The organism is Bacillus sp. AK031, assembly GCF_053903065.1.
In genome coordinates, this window is sequence record NZ_CP096424.1 from 2,738,545 (window position 1) to 2,755,268 (window position 16,724).

17 protein-coding genes are annotated in these 16,724 nt (G+C 42.3%); all 17 read right to left on the bottom strand.

Annotation, left to right across the window (positions count from 1 at the left end):
* Positions 1-261: 261 nt before the first annotated feature.
* Positions 262-1,134 (bottom strand): 4-hydroxy-tetrahydrodipicolinate synthase, encoded by an 873-nt coding sequence (gene dapA, locus M1E09_RS14110; protein ID WP_456274995.1) that lies wholly within the window; start codon positions 1,132-1,134, stop codon positions 262-264.
* A 12-nt stretch (positions 1,135-1,146) separates the two neighbouring features.
* Positions 1,147-2,385 carry an aspartate kinase gene (gene dapG, locus M1E09_RS14115; protein ID WP_456271495.1) on the bottom strand — a complete coding sequence of 413 codons (1,239 nt, stop codon included), beginning with the start codon at positions 2,383-2,385 and terminating at the stop codon, positions 1,147-1,149.
* Between the two features lie 97 nt (positions 2,386-2,482).
* On the bottom strand, positions 2,483-3,538 hold the full coding sequence (gene asd / locus M1E09_RS14120; RefSeq protein WP_456271496.1) for an aspartate-semialdehyde dehydrogenase: 1,056 nt from the start codon (positions 3,536-3,538) through the stop codon (positions 2,483-2,485).
* Positions 3,539-3,869: 331 nt separating this feature from the next.
* A complete protein-coding gene (gene dpaB / locus M1E09_RS14125) occupies positions 3,870-4,463 on the bottom strand; it encodes a dipicolinate synthase subunit B (RefSeq protein ID WP_456271497.1) in 594 nt (197 codons plus the stop codon).
* Between the two features lie 5 nt (positions 4,464-4,468).
* Positions 4,469-5,362 carry a dipicolinic acid synthetase subunit A gene (gene dpaA, locus M1E09_RS14130; RefSeq protein WP_456271498.1) on the bottom strand — a complete coding sequence of 298 codons (894 nt, stop codon included), beginning with the start codon at positions 5,360-5,362 and terminating at the stop codon, positions 4,469-4,471.
* A 178-nt stretch (positions 5,363-5,540) separates the two neighbouring features.
* The gene (locus M1E09_RS14135) at positions 5,541-5,774 is read right to left on the bottom strand and encodes a YlmC/YmxH family sporulation protein (protein ID WP_456271499.1); all 234 of its coding nucleotides are present in this window, start codon (positions 5,772-5,774) and stop codon (positions 5,541-5,543) included.
* A 227-nt stretch (positions 5,775-6,001) separates the two neighbouring features.
* A complete protein-coding gene (locus M1E09_RS14140) occupies positions 6,002-7,240 on the bottom strand; it encodes a M16 family metallopeptidase (RefSeq protein ID WP_456271500.1) in 1,239 nt (412 codons plus the stop codon).
* Positions 7,241-7,273: 33 nt separating this feature from the next.
* Positions 7,274-8,272: a polysaccharide deacetylase family protein gene (locus M1E09_RS14145; protein ID WP_456271501.1), complete on the bottom strand. Its 999-nt coding sequence runs from the start codon at positions 8,270-8,272 to the stop codon at positions 7,274-7,276.
* Between the two features lie 137 nt (positions 8,273-8,409).
* The gene (gene pnp / locus M1E09_RS14150; protein ID WP_456271502.1) at positions 8,410-10,533 is read right to left on the bottom strand and encodes a polyribonucleotide nucleotidyltransferase; all 2,124 of its coding nucleotides are present in this window, start codon (positions 10,531-10,533) and stop codon (positions 8,410-8,412) included.
* A 345-nt stretch (positions 10,534-10,878) separates the two neighbouring features.
* Positions 10,879-11,148 carry a 30S ribosomal protein S15 gene (gene rpsO, locus M1E09_RS14155; RefSeq protein ID WP_113929935.1) on the bottom strand — a complete coding sequence of 90 codons (270 nt, stop codon included), beginning with the start codon at positions 11,146-11,148 and terminating at the stop codon, positions 10,879-10,881.
* 128 nt (positions 11,149-11,276) lie between these two features.
* Positions 11,277-12,227: a bifunctional riboflavin kinase/FAD synthetase gene (gene ribF, locus M1E09_RS14160; RefSeq protein ID WP_456271503.1), complete on the bottom strand. Its 951-nt coding sequence runs from the start codon at positions 12,225-12,227 to the stop codon at positions 11,277-11,279.
* 19 nt (positions 12,228-12,246) lie between these two features.
* Positions 12,247-13,152: a tRNA pseudouridine(55) synthase TruB gene (truB, locus tag M1E09_RS14165; RefSeq protein WP_456271504.1), complete on the bottom strand. Its 906-nt coding sequence runs from the start codon at positions 13,150-13,152 to the stop codon at positions 12,247-12,249.
* Between the two features lie 129 nt (positions 13,153-13,281).
* Entirely contained in the window at positions 13,282-13,641 is a 360-nt protein-coding gene (rbfA, locus tag M1E09_RS14170) for a 30S ribosome-binding factor RbfA (protein WP_456271505.1), read from the bottom strand.
* 46 nt (positions 13,642-13,687) lie between these two features.
* On the bottom strand, positions 13,688-13,966 hold the full coding sequence (locus M1E09_RS14175) for a DUF503 domain-containing protein (protein WP_456271506.1): 279 nt from the start codon (positions 13,964-13,966) through the stop codon (positions 13,688-13,690).
* Positions 13,966-16,110: a translation initiation factor IF-2 gene (gene infB / locus M1E09_RS14180; protein WP_456271507.1), complete on the bottom strand. Its 2,145-nt coding sequence runs from the start codon at positions 16,108-16,110 to the stop codon at positions 13,966-13,968. The genes M1E09_RS14175 and infB overlap by 1 nt, the downstream gene beginning before the upstream one ends.
* A gap of 4 nt (positions 16,111-16,114) precedes the next feature.
* The gene (locus tag M1E09_RS14185; RefSeq protein WP_456271508.1) at positions 16,115-16,435 is read right to left on the bottom strand and encodes a YlxQ family RNA-binding protein; all 321 of its coding nucleotides are present in this window, start codon (positions 16,433-16,435) and stop codon (positions 16,115-16,117) included.
* 10 nt (positions 16,436-16,445) lie between these two features.
* Positions 16,446-16,715 (bottom strand): RNase P modulator RnpM, encoded by a 270-nt coding sequence (rnpM, locus tag M1E09_RS14190; protein ID WP_456271509.1) that lies wholly within the window; start codon positions 16,713-16,715, stop codon positions 16,446-16,448.
* Positions 16,716-16,724: the final 9 nt, after the last annotated feature.

Consider the following 16,724-nt stretch of genomic DNA (forward strand, 5'->3'; position numbering starts at 1 on the left):
ACGACTCCGCGGGGCGGGCGGTGAGCCTCAAACAAAGTCTATTCTAAAGAAGCCATGAGTTTCTTAAATTAAGAAATGAGATTAGTCTGCAGTTCTGCATCATATAATTTCAATAAAGGAAACATTTCTTCCGTTCATTAAAAAACAATTTCATTGACTAACAAAACCATTAAAAGATAATGATATTCCACTAAAGTACACATAAAAAAGACCGCTTTCCCAAGAGGATTCCCCCTCCGGCAAGCGGCCCTGGTTTTTAATTTAATTTAATTGCAGCACTTTAGTAAGACGAGTTCGTTCCTCTTCGGTCAACGGGATGAGTGGTAGTCTTACTGATCCGACATCCATTCCCTTCAATTGCAGTGCTGTTTTCACTGGTGTTGGGCTTGGTGCTGAGAATAGTTCATTCATCACAGGAAGCAGTTTTCCGTGAAGATTGGAAGCTTCACGAAGATTGCCTTCAAGGAAGTTCTTGATCATTTCCTGCATATCGTTTCCGATTACATGAGAGGCAACCGATACAATACCAGTTCCACCGATTGATAGAATAGGAAGCGTCAAACCGTCGTCACCGCTGTATAACAGAAAGTCATCAGGTGTATTGGCAATAATTTCTGTCATGGCGTCAAGGTCACCGCTTGCTTCTTTAATGGCAGTGATATTCTCGATTTTCGATAGCCTGATTACCGTTTCCGCTGAGATTTTTGCCACTGCACGGCCCGGTACATTATAAAGCATTACCGGAAGCGTGGTCGCTTCTGCTACAGCTTTAAAGTGCTGATACATCCCTTCCTGACTTGGCTTATTGTAATATGGAGCAACAACCATCACAGCATCGATCCCTGTTTCAGCAGCTTTCTTTGTGAACTCCACTGATGCATAAGTGTTATTGCTGCCCGTACCTGCAATGACCGGTACTCTGCCATTGACAGATTTAACGACGTGACGGAAAAGAGCCAGTTTCTCCTCTTGGGATAAGGTAGGAGATTCGCCCGTCGTTCCACCAACGACAAGTGAATCTGTTCCATTTTCGATTAAATAATTGACTAGTAAAGCCGTTTTTTGAAAATCAATATTTCCTTTGTTATCAAATGGTGTCACCATTGCTGTTGATACGCGGCCAAAATGCACTATTCTCCACTCCTTTTATTCTTCTATTCCAAGTGTACTTGTTTCTGCTTCTAATTGAAATGAATCGTGCAGAGCATTTACAGCAGTTGTTAAATCCTTTTCCTTTATCAGAACCCAGATTGTTGTGTGGCTGTCAGCTGATTGCAGAATCCGGATATTATTTTCTGAGAGAGCTGTCACAATTGCAGCAGTTACCCCCGGTACTCCTCTCATACCGGCCCCCACAACAGATACTTTTGCACATTCGGTTTCGATGAGCGGGTCATGGCCCAGACTTTTAAGCACTCGGAATGCCCTGGAAGTCAAATCAGATGGAACTGTATAAACGACTCCCTGTGGCGAAATGTTAATGAAATCCACAGAAATATCTTCATTTGCCATTGCTTTAAATACTTCTGATTGCAGATTGTATTGTTCTTTTTTGGCAAACACTTTGATTTGAGATAGACCTCCGATGTGGGCAATCCCGGTTACTGTTCGGCCAGCCTCGCCTTTTTGTTTCTTTTTTTCAAGAGATGTGACCAAGGTTCCCAGATTATCTGAATACGTTGAACGGATCCTGATAGGGATTTTTGCATCCATGGCTACTTCAACTGCTCGCGGGTGGATGACCTTGGCTCCTTGATTTGCCAGGTTACAAACTTCATTATATGAAATGATGGAAAGCGGCCGTGCTTTGTCTGTTACACGCGGGTCGGCTGTCATGATCCCCTCGACATCTGTAAAAATATCAACCCAATCCGCCTTTAAGGCTGCACCAAGGGCTGCTGCTGATGTGTCGCTTCCACCCCTGCCGATTGTTGTCACGTCCCCTGAAGGAGAAGCCCCCTGGAATCCCGCAACAACAACCGCTTCATTCTTTTCGAGCTCTGCTTTAAGCCTTTCACACTTCAGCTCTGTAATTTTTGCGTTAGTATGGTCACTGTTCGTATGGAACCCCGCCTGGGCGCCCGTCAGGCCTGCTGCTTTAATGCCGTGCTCCAACAGCAGGTTAGTAAATACTACGGTAGAAATCGTTTCCCCGCAGGAAAGCAGAATATCTTGTTCTCTCTTGCTTACTTTTGTATCTCTGCCATTTATTAAAGATAGAAGTGTATCGGTTGAGTATGGCTCTCCCTTTCTTCCCATAGCAGATACAACCACAACTACCTTATAACCATCTTCAATCGCCCTCTTGACATGTTCAGCCGCTTTCTTGCGGCCATTCTCATCACGAACCGATGTTCCTCCATACTTTTGAACAGTTATTTTCATTTCTACACCCCGATGTTTTTATAGTAAAAACAAGAGGCCCTGCTTCTAAAATTACTGAAAAATAGCTGTATTTATTATTGTGTGCGGCCCACTATGATTATTTCTTTGTTAGTAAATTCAAGTTAACCAGGCTTTCCGCAATCTGCACAGAATTCCATGCGGCACCCTTCAGAAGATTATCCGAAACAACCCACATGTGGAAACCTTTTTGGTCATCAAGGTCCTTTCTGATTCTGCCGACGAAGATGTCATTGCTGCCGACAGCATTAGCTGGCATAGGGTAAAGCTGTTCTTCAGGTGAATCCTGCAGAACGATCCCAGGGGCATCTTTTAGCAAGGATTTGATATCTTCTGCTGAAACATTCTCATCCTTAATCTCAAAATATACACTTTCGGAATGTCCTGTGACAATCGGAAGCCTTACACACGTAGCGGCTACTTTGAGCTCAGGCATTCCCATGATCTTCTTCGTTTCGTTGATCATTTTCATTTCTTCAAACGTATAGCCGTTTTCCTCAAAGTTATCGATTTGAGGAACGGCATTGAAGGCAATTTGATGGTGCTTTTTCCCGCTCTTTACAGGCAGAACTTCCGCATTTGGCTCCTCACCGTTCAGAATAGCTTGTGATTGCGAATGAAGTTCATCTATCGCTGCAGCTCCTGCACCTGACACTGCCTGGTAAGTCGAAACAATGATTTTATTAAGTCCATATTTTTGTCTGACAGGTTCAAGGGAAGCAACCATTTGGATTGTCGAGCAATTCGGATTGGCAATGATTCCGTTGTGGTTTCTGATTTCTTCTTCATTGACTTCAGGAACCACAAGCGGTACATTCGGATCCATTCTAAATGCACTGGTATTATCAATGCACACGGCACCCCGTTTGGCAGCCTCAGGAGCTAATTCCTTTGATACACTTCCTCCTGCACTGAATAATGCTATATCAATATCATCAAAAATTTCTGGTTTCGCCTCTTGAACAGTTATTTCTTTTCCTTTATAAGTAACTTTCTTGCCCGCGGATCGGGCAGAAGATAAAAGTGTCAGCTTTTCAATCGGGAAATCCCTGCTTTCCAGCGTTTTGATCATTTGCTGGCCAACTGCGCCTGTAGCGCCGACAACAGCTACATGAAAACCATTTGTACTCATCATATAATCTCCTTCCAGCCTGTTAAATCTATTGCAATTCTTTTTAGACAAAAAACCTTTTAATCATTTACCGTGGTAAAGAATATTTTAACATAAACAATAGTCTGACCATATCCTTTTTTTCAATTGCATATATTAATATTATTATTTCCCCTTTGATCAATTCCGGCTGTTTACTATGATTGCTTTGTTACAGATTCCGGGCTCTGCTGCCCTCTAAAGTGAAGTTGACTATTTTCAGGGCAAGCCAAAACCGCCCCCATATTGGAGCGGCAAATGATTATGGCTGTAATCAGCTCCCATCCATTCACAAATAGATTAAGGAGCTATTATATTAATCCAGATATTTTTCAACTATCACAGGCTGAAGCTGTTTGCCTTCCATTGCAGCTTCTACTGTATCCATCAGCCGCGTCATTCTGGCTACCATCGATTTTGGTTTCTTCTCGGGGTCATCCTGGCCAAATGGAATAAAATATATATCCTTAGCGGAAATCAACTTCATTAAATTTACTCCATTCAGTCCTAATGCATCATTTGTTGATATCCCTACCACTACAGGGCGATGGTTCCTTAATGTAGCCTTCGCAGCCATCAGTACCGGAGAATCTGTCATTGCATTTGCAAATTTGCTCATTGAGTTTCCTGTCAATGGAGCAATGACCATACAATCAAGCGGTAATTTAGGACCCAGAGGCTCTGCCTTTACAATGGTGTCGACAACCTTGTTTCCTGTTACATCTTCAATTCTCTTAATCCAGTCCTCACCATCACCAAACCTTGTTACTGTGTTTTTCACTGTGGAGCTCACGACAGGAATGACTTCGGCTCCTTCGTTTACCAGTCTTTCAATCTCAGGAAATACTGCATCGTACGTACAATGAGATCCAGTTAAACCAAATCCGATTCGTTTTCCTTTTACACTCATATTAATTACTCCTTTCTGGATGTTAAGTCTTGAAGCAAAAGCTGTGACAGGACATTGGCAAGAATCTGCCCAGCTGATTTCGGAGCAACAATCCCTGGAAGTCCAGGTGCAAGCAAGGCTTTCACTCCCCGCTTTTCTGCATACCTAAAATCTGTTCCGCCAGGCTTTGAGGCAAGATCAATTATCAGTGTATGTGCAGGCATCCTGGCGATAACCCCTGCTTTGACAACGGGAGCAGGAATTGTATTGATACACATATCACAATCACTGACCTCTTTTTCTAAATCATCCAGATGAAATGGCTCTAAGCCCATCTCGGTTATCCGTGCAAGATGTTCACTCTTTCTCGCCCCTACTTTGACGCGGGCACCTAAATGATGAAATGTTCTTGCTACACTCATGCCTACACGCCCCAATCCCAAAACGATCAAATTAGAGCCATGAATTGTAAAATCAGTATGCTGTATAGCCATCATGATCGTTCCTTCTACAGTTGGAATAGAATTATAGATGGCAACATCATCCCGTTCAAACAGTTGAACCAGGTCCCTCTGTGTGGAAGCGGTAATTTCACTCAAATACTTATTGGTGATCCCAGAATACACTTTGCAATGGGAAGGGGTCCCCTGCAATATCTCTTCCGTCAGTTTTATCTTCTCATTAGAAAAAATCGTTTCAATTTCTCCCTCAAGATTTGTACCCGGAACCGGGAGAATAATGGCGTCCACAGAATCGAATTCCACTTCATCTATCTTTTCTTTAACCGCACCTGTAAAAGCATGGTCCAATTGTTCAAACCCTATCAAGGAAATTTTCGCATCGAGCTCTGTAAGCTTCCGAATAATCTCGAGTTGACGAGCATCTCCGCCTAAGACTGCGATCTGCATTCCAGTCAACATCAATGCTTTCACCTTCTTTTAACGTAATCGCGTTGCACCTGCAAAGGTTTATCACTTCAACATTGTATGAAGGGTAAGGTCAATAGGTGAGTACCCTCTGGAAATTATCATTTTTAAAGCCAATAAAAAAAATCCCTTGTGAGGGGATTCAATATAAGGCACATTCTATTCCCGCCGGTTATTCCTCGGCGACTTCCAGGATAATCATATCAGATCCGATTGTCCTGATATGATGCCACGGCACCCTTATTTCACTGTTTTGTTTCCTCATCCATTTCCCGGTAGGGATAACCAAAGCATTGATTTGTCCTGTCCGTTCATTGAATTCCAAATCTGTCTGGCCCAGCACACCAAGTCTTTCTGCCCTTTTAAAGTCTACGATTTCCTTTCCGCTCAGTTCACTCAAACGCATATTATTCCCCCCGTTCTCCTCTGCTGAATTCAACTTTCCGGAAATCTTAGATTTTCTTTCCTTATAATTAATGTATAAGGAGCTTTTCCATTTTAGAAGTATTATTGGCAAAAATTCTATCGGTACCAACTGCTGACTCCGGTTAAGCAACACTCATTTATAAGACAGAATAAATAAAAAAGCTTCAAACCTTATTTAAATGGTTCGAAGCTTTGAAGTATTTCACTTTATTTGATATTAGATGGCATATTACCATCCGGACTGATGAGAGCTGCAGAAAAATCATTGCTGAATATCTGCTTTCCAAGATTATTCACCCGTTCGATTGTAACACCGTCAATTTCATCCACAATTTCATCCAGAGAACGGTGCTTCTTCAACAATAATTCATTCTTTCCATTTCTGCTCATTCTGCTATTTGTACTTTCCAGGCTCAGCATCAGATTTCCCTTAAGCTGCTCTTTACTGTTCGCAAGCTCCTTAGAGGTGATTCCTTCTGCAGTAAGCGTATTTAAAGTGGATTGAATGGTATCAAACAACTGATTCAGCTGCTTCGCACCCGTCCCGCCATATAATGTAAGCATCCCACTGTCTTCATAGGCAGAATGGTATGAAAAGACCGAATAAGCGAGACCTCTCTGCTCACGAACTTCCTGAAACAATCTGGAAGACATACTTCCGCCAAGTACATTATTCAAAACAATCAGGCTGTAGATATCTTCATGGCCAATCTGCAAACCAGGATATCCCAGACATAAGTGTGCTTGTTCGGTTTCTTTCTTTTTTGAAACCTTATTATGATGGAATGAAGGAGCTTCATTTTGCTGATGCCCTTTTCCGCCTTCATAGTTTCCGAACAGCTTCTCCACTTCTTTAATAAATGAAGGGTCTACGTTTCCAGCTACAGAGACCACAACATCATCCGGGGTATACATATTATGCATATAATCCCTTAACGTCTGGCCATTAAAGGCATCAAGGGTCTCTTCTGTACCCAGAATCGGATACCCTAATGGGTGATTTTCATAAACAGCCTTGCTTAACACATCGTGAACGATATCATCCGGAGTATCTTCATACATTTTGATCTCTTCATATACAACATTCTTTTCTTTCTTAAGTTCCTCTTCATCAAATGCTGAGTTGAAGAACATGTCTGCAAGTGTTTCTAAAGCATAGGATGCATGGTTATCGAGCACTTTTGCATAATAGCAGGTATATTCTTTTGAAGTGAAAGCGTTCACCTGGCCCCCGATACTATCAAAGGATTCAGCGATTTCCCTGGCACTTCTTGTTTCCGTTCCTTTAAAGAACATATGTTCAAGAAAATGCGAAATGCCATTGTTTTCTTTGTTTTCATGACGGGAACCGGTTCCAATCCATATGCCGATCGCGACGGAGCGGACAGTCGGAATTTCTTCCAGTACAATTCTAAGTCCATTTGAGCACGTATATTTTTTTATCAAAAAAATTCCTCCTGTTCATGTTGTCAACATCTTCTAGTTCATATCATTACTTTTTCCTTTTAGGAGAGAATTATTGCCTGTTTTTATAATTCTTTCTTCCTTCAGTAAACTAGAGACTGTTCCAATTCTTAATTCTTCCTGTTTAACAGCTTCAATCAGGGCTGGCAGCGCTGATGAGGTTGATGCTGTGGGATGCATCAGAATAAGTGCACCTTTATGCAATTTTGAACTCACTCTCTCTACTATGACACTTGGCTGCGGTTTTTGCCAGTCAATAGTATCAACGCTCCATAATATTGTTTTCATATTATACTCTCCGGCTATGGTCACCACTTGATCATTAAACCCGCCGCTTGGCGGACCAAAGAGCTTTACCCTCTTGCCGGTCGTTGCCTCGATAATTTCATTGGTCTTTGTAATTTCTTCCCGAATTTTTCCAGGTGATAATGTTTCCATTTTAGGATGCGAATAAGAGTGATTGCCAATCTCATGCCCCGACTCTGCGATCATTTTAGCTAAATCAGGATTTTCTTTTACCCATCTTCCTTCAAGAAAGAAACTGGCATATACCTGATGTTTTTTTAATGTAGCAAGCATATCCGGAATATACTCATTTCCCCATGCAACGTTAATGATAAATGAGGCCATAGGCTTTTCAGGGTTCCCGCGGTATATAGGAAGCGGGGGAAGATCACTCAAGTGGACTTTCGGAGAAACCTGGTCGAATACCAGCCTGTCACTGTCAAAAGTACCTTCATCTTTCATTTTCTCATAAGAGCTCTTAATATTCACCTGTAAGCCATTGTATCCCGGAGTTCCCTTCCAGACAGGGTCATCTTTTGCATCGATCGGAGGGACCTCGAATTTTTCCGCCTCTTGTTTTATCCTCTTCATCAATTCTTCAGGTTTCGCATCCACAGGCATTGCTTCTCCTTTTAAACTGGAAACATATTGTGAAGTAACGGGGTTGCTTACTGAAATTATGGCTGTCACCACACATACTGTTATGCCCGCAAGTACTTTATAGTTCATATCTTTGATCACCCTTTCTTATCACTAAAAACATATGATAAGACTGGACAAGGTAGAACAAAGGCCCTCTTTTGTTTGGCTTAAAACGTTCAGGTTAAAAAGCAAAAAAAAGAAGCTGGCAATGCCAGCCTCTTTTACTATAATTTTTGTGCCTGCTCAGCCTTTTCACGCTGCTCTTTTAAAACAGCTTTGCGAGAAAGGTTCACACGGCCTTGTCTATCGATTTCAGTTACTTTCACAAGAAGTTCGTCCCCGATGCTTACTACATCTTCAACCTTGCCGATTCTTTCCTCTGCAAGTTCAGAGATATGAACGAGTCCGTCTTTGCCATTGAAGATTTCAACAAACGCACCGAATTTCTCGATTCGTTTTACTTTCCCAAGATACAGCTGGCCGACTTCGACTTCACGAACGATATCTTCGATGATCTTTTTAGCCTTTTTATTCATCTCTTCATCAGTTGATGAGATGAAAACTGAACCGTCTTGTTCAATGTCAATCTTCACGCCGGTTTCTTCAATGATCTTATTGATTTGTTTACCGCTCGGCCCGATAACATCTCTGATTTTATCAGGGTTGATATGCATTGTAAGGATTTTCGGTGCATATTGTGACAACTGGCTTCGTGATTCAGAAATTGTGGAAAGCATACTGTCCAGAATATGCATACGCCCGCTCTTAGCCTGCTGCAATGCTTCTTCAAGGATCTCCCTTGAAAGTCCTTCAATCTTGATATCCATTTGTAAGGCCGTTACCCCTTTGGAAGTTCCTGCAACTTTGAAATCCATATCTCCCAAATGGTCTTCCATGCCTTGAATATCTGTCAGAATGGAATAATGCTCCCCGGACTGGATAAGACCCATTGCAATACCAGCAACAGGGGCTTTAATAGGAACTCCGGCATCCATCATCGCTAATGTACTTGCGCAAATACTTGCTTGAGAAGTAGAACCGTTGGATTCTAATACCTCAGAAACAAGGCGGATTGTATAAGGGAAGTCCTTCTCATTTGGAATAATAGGCTCAAGTGCTCTTTCACCTAATGCTCCATGCCCGATTTCACGGCGGCCAGGTCCGCGGATTGGACCAGTTTCACCCACACTGAATAATGGGAAGTTATAGTGATGCATAAAGCGTTTGGATTCCTCCAGGCCTAAACCATCGATTACCTGAACATCTCCCATTGCACCCAAAGTACAAATGCTCAGTGCCTGAGTCTGTCCGCGTGTGAACAAACCTGAACCGTGAGTTCTAGGAAGAAGACCTACTTGCGATGCCAGCGGACGGATTTCATCAAGGCCACGGCCATCAGGACGTACTTTTTCTTGTGTAATCAAGCGGCGGACTTCACCTTTTACCAGCTTGTCCAGTACCTGCTTCACTTGTTTAAGCTGACCTTCATCCGCTTCCTTCTCTTCGAATTTAGCGATGACATCATCTTTAACCTCTTTGATTGCCGCTTCGCGCGCATGTTTTTCCTGAACCTGGATCGCTTTGATCATCTCTTCTTCACAGATTCCACGAACTTCGGCTTCTATGTCTTGATCGATTTGATAAAGTTCAATTTCCATCTTTTCCTTGCCGACCTGCGCAGCAATTTCTTCCTGGAAGGAAATCAACCTTTTGATTTCTTCGTGCCCGAACATGATTGCTTCCAGCATCGTTTCTTCCGGAACCTCATCAGCACCTGCTTCAACCATGTTGATTGCATCCTTTGTACCGGCTACAATCAAGTTGATTTCACTCTTCTCAAGCTGTTCAACATTCGGGTTGATAATGAAGTCGCCCTCTATTAATCCAACTTGAACACCAGCGATTGGACCTTCAAAAGGAATATCAGAAACAGTCAATGCCAATGAAGAACCAAACATTGCTGCCATCTCAGATGAACAATCCTGATCCACACTCATGACCATGCTGATTACTTGAACTTCATTCCTGAATCCGTCAGCAAACAATGGACGGATCGGACGGTCAATCAAGCGGCTCGTCAGGACTGCTCTTTCACTTGGACGGCCTTCACGTTTAATGAACCCTCCAGGGATTTTACCTACTGCATACAAACGCTCTTCATAGTTGACAGTCAACGGGAAGAAATCCAGCGGCTTTGGCTGTTTTGATGCTGTAGCGGTACTTAATACCGCAGTATCTCCGTAGCGAATCATTGCTGCTCCGTTTGCCTGTTTTGCCAGCTGGCCGTATTCCACTGTTAATTTTCTGCCTGCCCAATCTATGGAAAATTCTCTTGTTTCTTGTTCCATAATGTACCCCTCTCTTTACTTCTTCTATTAGAGTATTCGGTTTCTCTCATACCCTTGAAGCAGATATATACACATTTAAAGATGAAATAAAACGACTTTTATATGTATTGTGACTTATCCTGTTAGGAATATTCTTTTCAATATACCTTTCCAGAATTAAACTTTCGGCATTGCCTTAAAGAATTTTCGGCTATCAACTTTCAAAATATGAAAGGAAACAATCAAAAATGAAAAAGCAAAAGCTTTTTGCTGCTTCATTCTTGATTGTTTGACTAGCAGTATATCCTTTTCAGCCCATGCCTTAAACCTAAAGAAAAAGCGGGAAGAATCCCGCTTCTGAGTAACTTATCGGCGTAAACCTAATTTGTTGATCAAATCACGGTAGCGCGCGACATCTTTATTACGTAGGTACGTTAAAAGATTACGACGGCGACCTACCATTTTCAAAAGACCGCGACGAGAGTGGTGGTCTTTCTTGTGAGTACGCAAATGGTCGTTCAAAGTGTTGATTTCTTCAGTAAGGATAGCAATTTGAACCTCTGCAGAACCAGTATCGTTCTCATGAGTTTTGTACTCGTTGATTAGTTCGTTTTTACGTGTTTGTGTGATAGCCATCCATTTCACCTCCTAATATTCTTTCAAAATCCCCTGTGACCCAGCAAACGTTGGTGAATCGTGCTGCCAAGTAAAGGTTCATTGTCATACGTTAATTAGAATACTACTTTTTCTTTCATAAATCAAGCCTAAACGAATAATTTCTCAAAGTAAGCGATTGCTTCCTTCTTATCCTTTTCAATTTGATCAATCAATTGTTGAATTCCGTCGAACTTTTGCTCAGACCGAATATACTTGTGCCATTCAGCCACTACCTCTTCCCCGTAAATAGAAGAATTGAAGTCAAAGATATGAACCTCAATCGACAGAGCCTTATCATCCGGATTATTAAAAGTAGGTTTGTATCCCAGATTGGCTACCCCATCATGCCATTGGTTCTGGACATACAGCCTCACAGCATATACCCCCAGCTTTGGAATGATGTAGTCATCCGCCAGTTCAATGTTGGCAGTAGGAAAACCAATCTTTCGTCCCCGTTTATCACCATGTATGACAGTGCCGGAAGTGGTATAGAACCTGCCGAGAAGATTTGCCGCCCTGCATGTTTCCCCTTCATTGAGGGATGACCTGATCAAAGTGGAACTTACCTTATCATCTTCATCTGAAAGCTTGCTCACAATACTGTATGTGAATTGGTTACGGGAATGAAATTGGAGTGTTTCCATATTCCCTTTGCCTAGCTTGCCATATGTAAAATCAAAACCGGCAGAAACATGCTTGACATTCAGGTTGATAATATATTGATCTACATATTCCTGTGGATGAAGGCTTGCAAAATCTGAAGTGAACCGGACTATGAATAAGTAATCAACTCCCAAGTCTTCCATGCGTTGAATCTTATCCTGAAGCGGTGTAATATATTTAACATGCTTGTGCTTATGTCCCAGCACTACCGAAGGATGCGGATCGAATGTCATGACCGCGCTCTTCAAATTGCGGGCTTCAGCTTCACTAATTGCGTTTTTAATAACCTTCTGATGTCCTTTATGCACTCCATCAAAATAGCCCAGGGCCATCGATAACGGAGGAAAATCCTCAGAGTGTAACGAATGGGGATGATGGACCGTAATAACCTTCATGATACCTCACCTATTTTCCCTAATCATTGAATAGTACTTTCACAGGCTTAATAACGCCTTCTTTATCTGGATGAGCCTGATAAATCGCCAAGGTTTTACCATTATAATTCATAGCAACTTGATCACCTGGCCAGCTTTCCGGCGTATGCAGCACTGCTCCGTTCTTTACTTTCATTGCTAATGTATCACTTAAATCCCATTTCGGCAAATGAGAAATTCCTGTTTCAATAGGAAATAGCGCTTGTTGTACATTACCTGTCTGAACGAGTTCCTCAATCTCTTCGAAAGTAAAGCAATCTTCCTGGTTAAAAGCAGCTGAGCGGATTCTCGTCAATTTAGACATGTGAGCGGGATATCCAAGTCTCTCCCCTATTTCAACTGCCAGTGTCCTAATATAGGTTCCTTTGCTGCAGGAAACTCGAAATTCAAAGCTTAACGGATTTCCTTCAAAGACAGTCCGCTCGTCAAGCAATTCAATTGAGTGGATGGTAACCCTTCGGCTGGGACGCTCAATGACTTTCCCTTCTCTTGCATATTCATATAAGCGCCTGCCATTTACCTTTACCGCTGAGTACATGGGGGGAGTCTGAGTGATCTCTCCATGAAATGACTGCAGTACATTTACTATCTGCTCCCTTGTATAGCTGTCGGTTACCTTCTTTTCTTCTACCTTTTCTCCCCAGACATCTTCTGTTGTTGTTGAAGAGCCCAGCGTCACTTCTCCTTCATAAGCCTTGCCGCTGTTGGTTATATATTCAGCTATTTTGGTCCCTCTGCCAATACAAAGCGGCAAAACACCGGTCACTTCGGGGTCCAATGTTCCGGTATGTCCAACCTTTTTAGTTCGCAGCAATTTTCGGATTTTAAATACACAGTCATGTGATGTTAACCCTTTGGGCTTCCATAATGGTAATATGCCATTCATTTCAAACCACTCACTTTCTCAGCATTCAGCTGTTAATCCCAGTAACCTGTATGAATCATAGAAAAAGGCTGACCCAAATAAAATTGGTCAGCCTATGTCCATTGAGGAAGTACGCAGCATTGACTTGAATCAGTCCTGCTTTTCTTCCGGTTCATCTTGAATTTTTTTAAGCAATGATTCAATTCGATTTCCGTAATCGATTGACTCATCAAATTCAAAAATGAGTTCAGGTGTTTTACGCAAACGAACTCGCTGTCCGATTTCCGAACGAATAAATCCTTTAGCTTTCGCCAATCCCTTCAAAGTGTTCTCTCTCTGCTCCTCGTCACCGAGAACAGTGATATACACTTTCGCTTGCTGCAGATCCCCTGATACTTCCACATCAGTCACCGTAACAAAGCCGATTCTTGGATCTTTGATTTTTCGTCCGATAATATCGCTGAGCTCTTTTTTCATCTGCTCGCCAACACGGTTAGAACGATGGCTCATCAATATCACCTCTTAACTTCCCTTGTTTATAGCTGAAGCTTTGAGACTAGAGAAGTTCGTGTACAGTTTCTCCTCTTTCCCACTCAGGAAATGAATCTGTTAGCTTCAGGGCACTGTCTATTACAGCCTGGGCGGATTGACGTGAAGATGCGACAGTGACAATGGCAATCCTGGTTCGCTGCCATACATCCTGATGGTCAATTTCTGAAACCGCCACATTGTATTTTTGCTTCAAGCGGGTCAATACCCGCTGAAGCACTGCTCTTTTGTCCTTAAGAGAATGAGAATCATGTATGATAAACTCACATTCTACATATGCAATCATTATCGTTTGATTTCCTGCATTACAAAGGCTTCAATGATATCTCCTTCTTTGATATCGTTAAAGTTTTTAATTGTAATACCACACTCGTAGTTGGTCGCAACTTCTTTCACGTCGTCTTTAAAGCGTTTCAGGACATCCAGTTCACCTTCGTAGATGACAACTCCATCACGAATCACGCGAACCCCGCTGTCACGGGTGATTTTCCCGTCTGTTACATAGCTTCCCGCAATTGTTCCAACTTTAGACACTTTAAATGTTTGACGAACTTCAGCCTGACCGATAATTTTCTCTTCGAACTCAGGATCAAGCATTCCCTTCATCGCAGATTCAATCTCTTCGATTACTTTATAGATAATGCGGTGAAGGCGAATTTCAACTCCCTCTGCTTCGGCAGCACGCTTTGCATTGACATCAGGACGAACGTTAAATCCGATAACGATCGCGTTGGATGCAGCAGCAAGCGTAATATCAGATTCATTCAAGGCACCAACACCAGTGTGGATAATCTTAACATTTACACCTTCCACTTCAATCTTCTGAAGTGAAGCTGCTAAGGCTTCGACAGACCCTTGAACATCAGCTTTCATGACGATGTTCAAGTCCTTCATCTCGCCTTGTTTCATTTGCTCGAACAGGTTATCGAGGCTGACACGGGATTTTTCGCCGCGCTGCGCTTGAAGTGCCTCCTGGGCACGGGATTCACCTACAGAACGAGCTGTTTTTTCATCTTCGAATACGACAAATCTGTCTCCAGCTTGAGGAACATCATTCAAACCGGTAATTTCGACCGGTGTAGATGGGCCGGCCTCTTTCACTCTGCGGCCAATATCATTAACCATTGCACGAACACGGCCAAACGTAGTTCCTACAACAATCGGGTCACCGACTCTTAAAGTTCCGTTCTGAACAAGCAGTGTCGCGACAGAACCGCGTCCTTTATCAAGTTCCGCCTCTATGACAGTACCTTGAGCCAGTCGGTTAGGATTTGCTTTAAGCTCCTCTACTTCGCTGACAAGAAGAATCATTTCCAAAAGATCGTCAATTCCTTCGCCTTTCAGTGCAGAAAGCGAAACGAAAATCGTATCTCCTCCCCATGCTTCTGGAACAAGCTGATACTCTGTAAGTTCCTGCATGACACGGTCAGGGTTTGCTCCTTCTTTGTCCATTTTGTTAACAGCAATGATGATCGGTACCTCTGCAGCTTTAGCATGGTTGATTGCTTCTACTGTTTGCGGCATGACACCATCATCTGCTGCAACGACAATGATAGCGATATCCGTTACCTGGGCACCGCGTGCTCTCATAGTTGTGAAGGCAGCATGTCCCGGTGTATCAAGGAAGGTGATTTTCTTATCGTTTTCAACGATTTGATAAGCACCGATATGCTGAGTGATTCCTCCTGCTTCTCCTTCAGTCACTTTCGTATTCCTGATGGAATCAAGCAAGGTGGTTTTACCGTGGTCAACGTGTCCCATGATTGTAACAACAGATGGACGTTCAACTTGGTCTGCTTCTTCATCTTCAGTGAAATACACTTCAAGATCAGAAGCATCAACAAGGATCTCTTCCTCGACTTCAACACCATATTCTGCTGCAACAAGTTCTATTGCTTCTTTCTCAAGTTCCTGGTTGATGGTAGCCATTACACCCAGCATGAATAACTTTTTGATAATTTCAGAAGGCTCACGATGTAATTTCTTCGCCATCTCGGCAACAGTAAGAGATTCGGTAAAAGTGATTTTTTCAGGAAGCTCTTTTTCCTTTTTCTTTTGAGGCTGATTGTTGTTTGTCTGGCTGCCTCTGTTGTTTCTGTTATTATTCTTGTTGTTAGGCTTATTGTTGTTTTTACCTTTTTTATTGTTGTTAAACCCTTTTTTATCCTTTGATTGGCCGGATTGTTCAGTCTTTTTGCCATCGCGGTTATTCGGTGTACCGCTCTTCACTGCTTCTTTATTTGGAGCTTTATCTGAAGAAGACCCCTCAGATTTGCCGCCATATGACTTGTCTAGTTTCTTAACGGTGTCGTCCTCCAATGTTGTCATATGATTTGATACCTCAATATTCATTTCTTTTAGTTTTGAAATAACGTCCTTGCTTGAAACGTTATGTTTTTTCGCATATTCATATATACGTACTTTACTCATATGTTCACCCCCATTGAGATTCATCGAGCAGGCTGGAAATCTTTTTGGCAAAACCGGCATCCAGTATTGCAACCGTTACTCTGGCTTCTTTTCCGATTGCTCGTCCGAGAAGGCCCCTGTTTTCAACAAGGCAGACTGGAATTTGATAAAACTTGCATTTATCCATTATCTTCTTCCTTGTATTCAGAGAAGCATCATCTGCAAGCAGCACGATCTTTGCACGGTTGTTCCGGATTTCCTTAATAACAAGTTCTTCGCCTGAAATAACCTTGCGTGCCCGATTGGCCAATCCTAGCAGAGACATCCATCGATTTTGCTGATCCATATAATCGGGATTACTCCTTATCCACGAACGCTAGCAGGTCCTCATATAATGAGTCTTCTACTTTTGTTTGTAATTGATTGGCTATTGCATTTTTCTTTTTAGCTGTTTCGATTGCATCCTTTGATTTCGAAAGGTATGCCCCTCTTCCTGATTTCTTTCCTGTCGGGTCGATGGAAACTTCCCCTTCTTTAGAACGGACAATTCTGATCATTTCTTTTTTAGGCTTCATTTCCCCAGTAGCAAGGCATTTCCTTAGAGGAATTTTCTTCTTCGTACTCATTTTTATCAC

Bases quoted from the DNA above. Each gene is read 5' to 3' on its own strand.
- dapG (WP_456271495.1), bottom strand. From the start codon at position 2,385: ATGAAAATAACTGTTCAAAAGTATGGAGGAACATCGGTTCGTGATGAG.
- asd (WP_456271496.1), bottom strand. From the start codon at position 3,538: ATGATGAGTACAAATGGTTTTCATGTAGCTGTTGTCGGCGCTACAGGC.
- dpaB (WP_456271497.1), bottom strand. From the start codon at position 4,463: ATGAGTGTAAAAGGAAAACGAATCGGATTTGGTTTAACTGGATCTCAT.
- dpaA (WP_456271498.1), bottom strand. From the start codon at position 5,362: ATGTTGACTGGAATGCAGATCGCAGTCTTAGGCGGAGATGCTCGTCAA.
- M1E09_RS14135 (WP_456271499.1), bottom strand. From the start codon at position 5,774: ATGCGTTTGAGTGAACTGAGCGGAAAGGAAATCGTAGACTTTAAAAGG.
- M1E09_RS14145 (WP_456271501.1), bottom strand. From the start codon at position 8,272: ATGAACTATAAAGTACTTGCGGGCATAACAGTATGTGTGGTGACAGCC.
- pnp (WP_456271502.1), bottom strand. From the start codon at position 10,533: ATGGAACAAGAAACAAGAGAATTTTCCATAGATTGGGCAGGCAGAAAA.
- rpsO (WP_113929935.1), bottom strand. From the start codon at position 11,148: ATGGCTATCACACAAACACGTAAAAACGAACTAATCAACGAGTACAAA.
- ribF (WP_456271503.1), bottom strand. From the start codon at position 12,227: ATGAAGGTTATTACGGTCCATCATCCCCATTCGTTACACTCTGAGGAT.
- truB (WP_456271504.1), bottom strand. From the start codon at position 13,152: ATGAATGGCATATTACCATTATGGAAGCCCAAAGGGTTAACATCACAT.
- rbfA (WP_456271505.1), bottom strand. From the start codon at position 13,641: ATGAGCCATCGTTCTAACCGTGTTGGCGAGCAGATGAAAAAAGAGCTC.
- M1E09_RS14175 (WP_456271506.1), bottom strand. From the start codon at position 13,966: ATGATTGCATATGTAGAATGTGAGTTTATCATACATGATTCTCATTCT.
- infB (WP_456271507.1), bottom strand. From the start codon at position 16,110: ATGAGTAAAGTACGTATATATGAATATGCGAAAAAACATAACGTTTCA.
- M1E09_RS14185 (WP_456271508.1), bottom strand. From the start codon at position 16,435: ATGGATCAGCAAAATCGATGGATGTCTCTGCTAGGATTGGCCAATCGG.
- rnpM (WP_456271509.1), bottom strand. From the start codon at position 16,715: ATGAGTACGAAGAAGAAAATTCCTCTAAGGAAATGCCTTGCTACTGGG.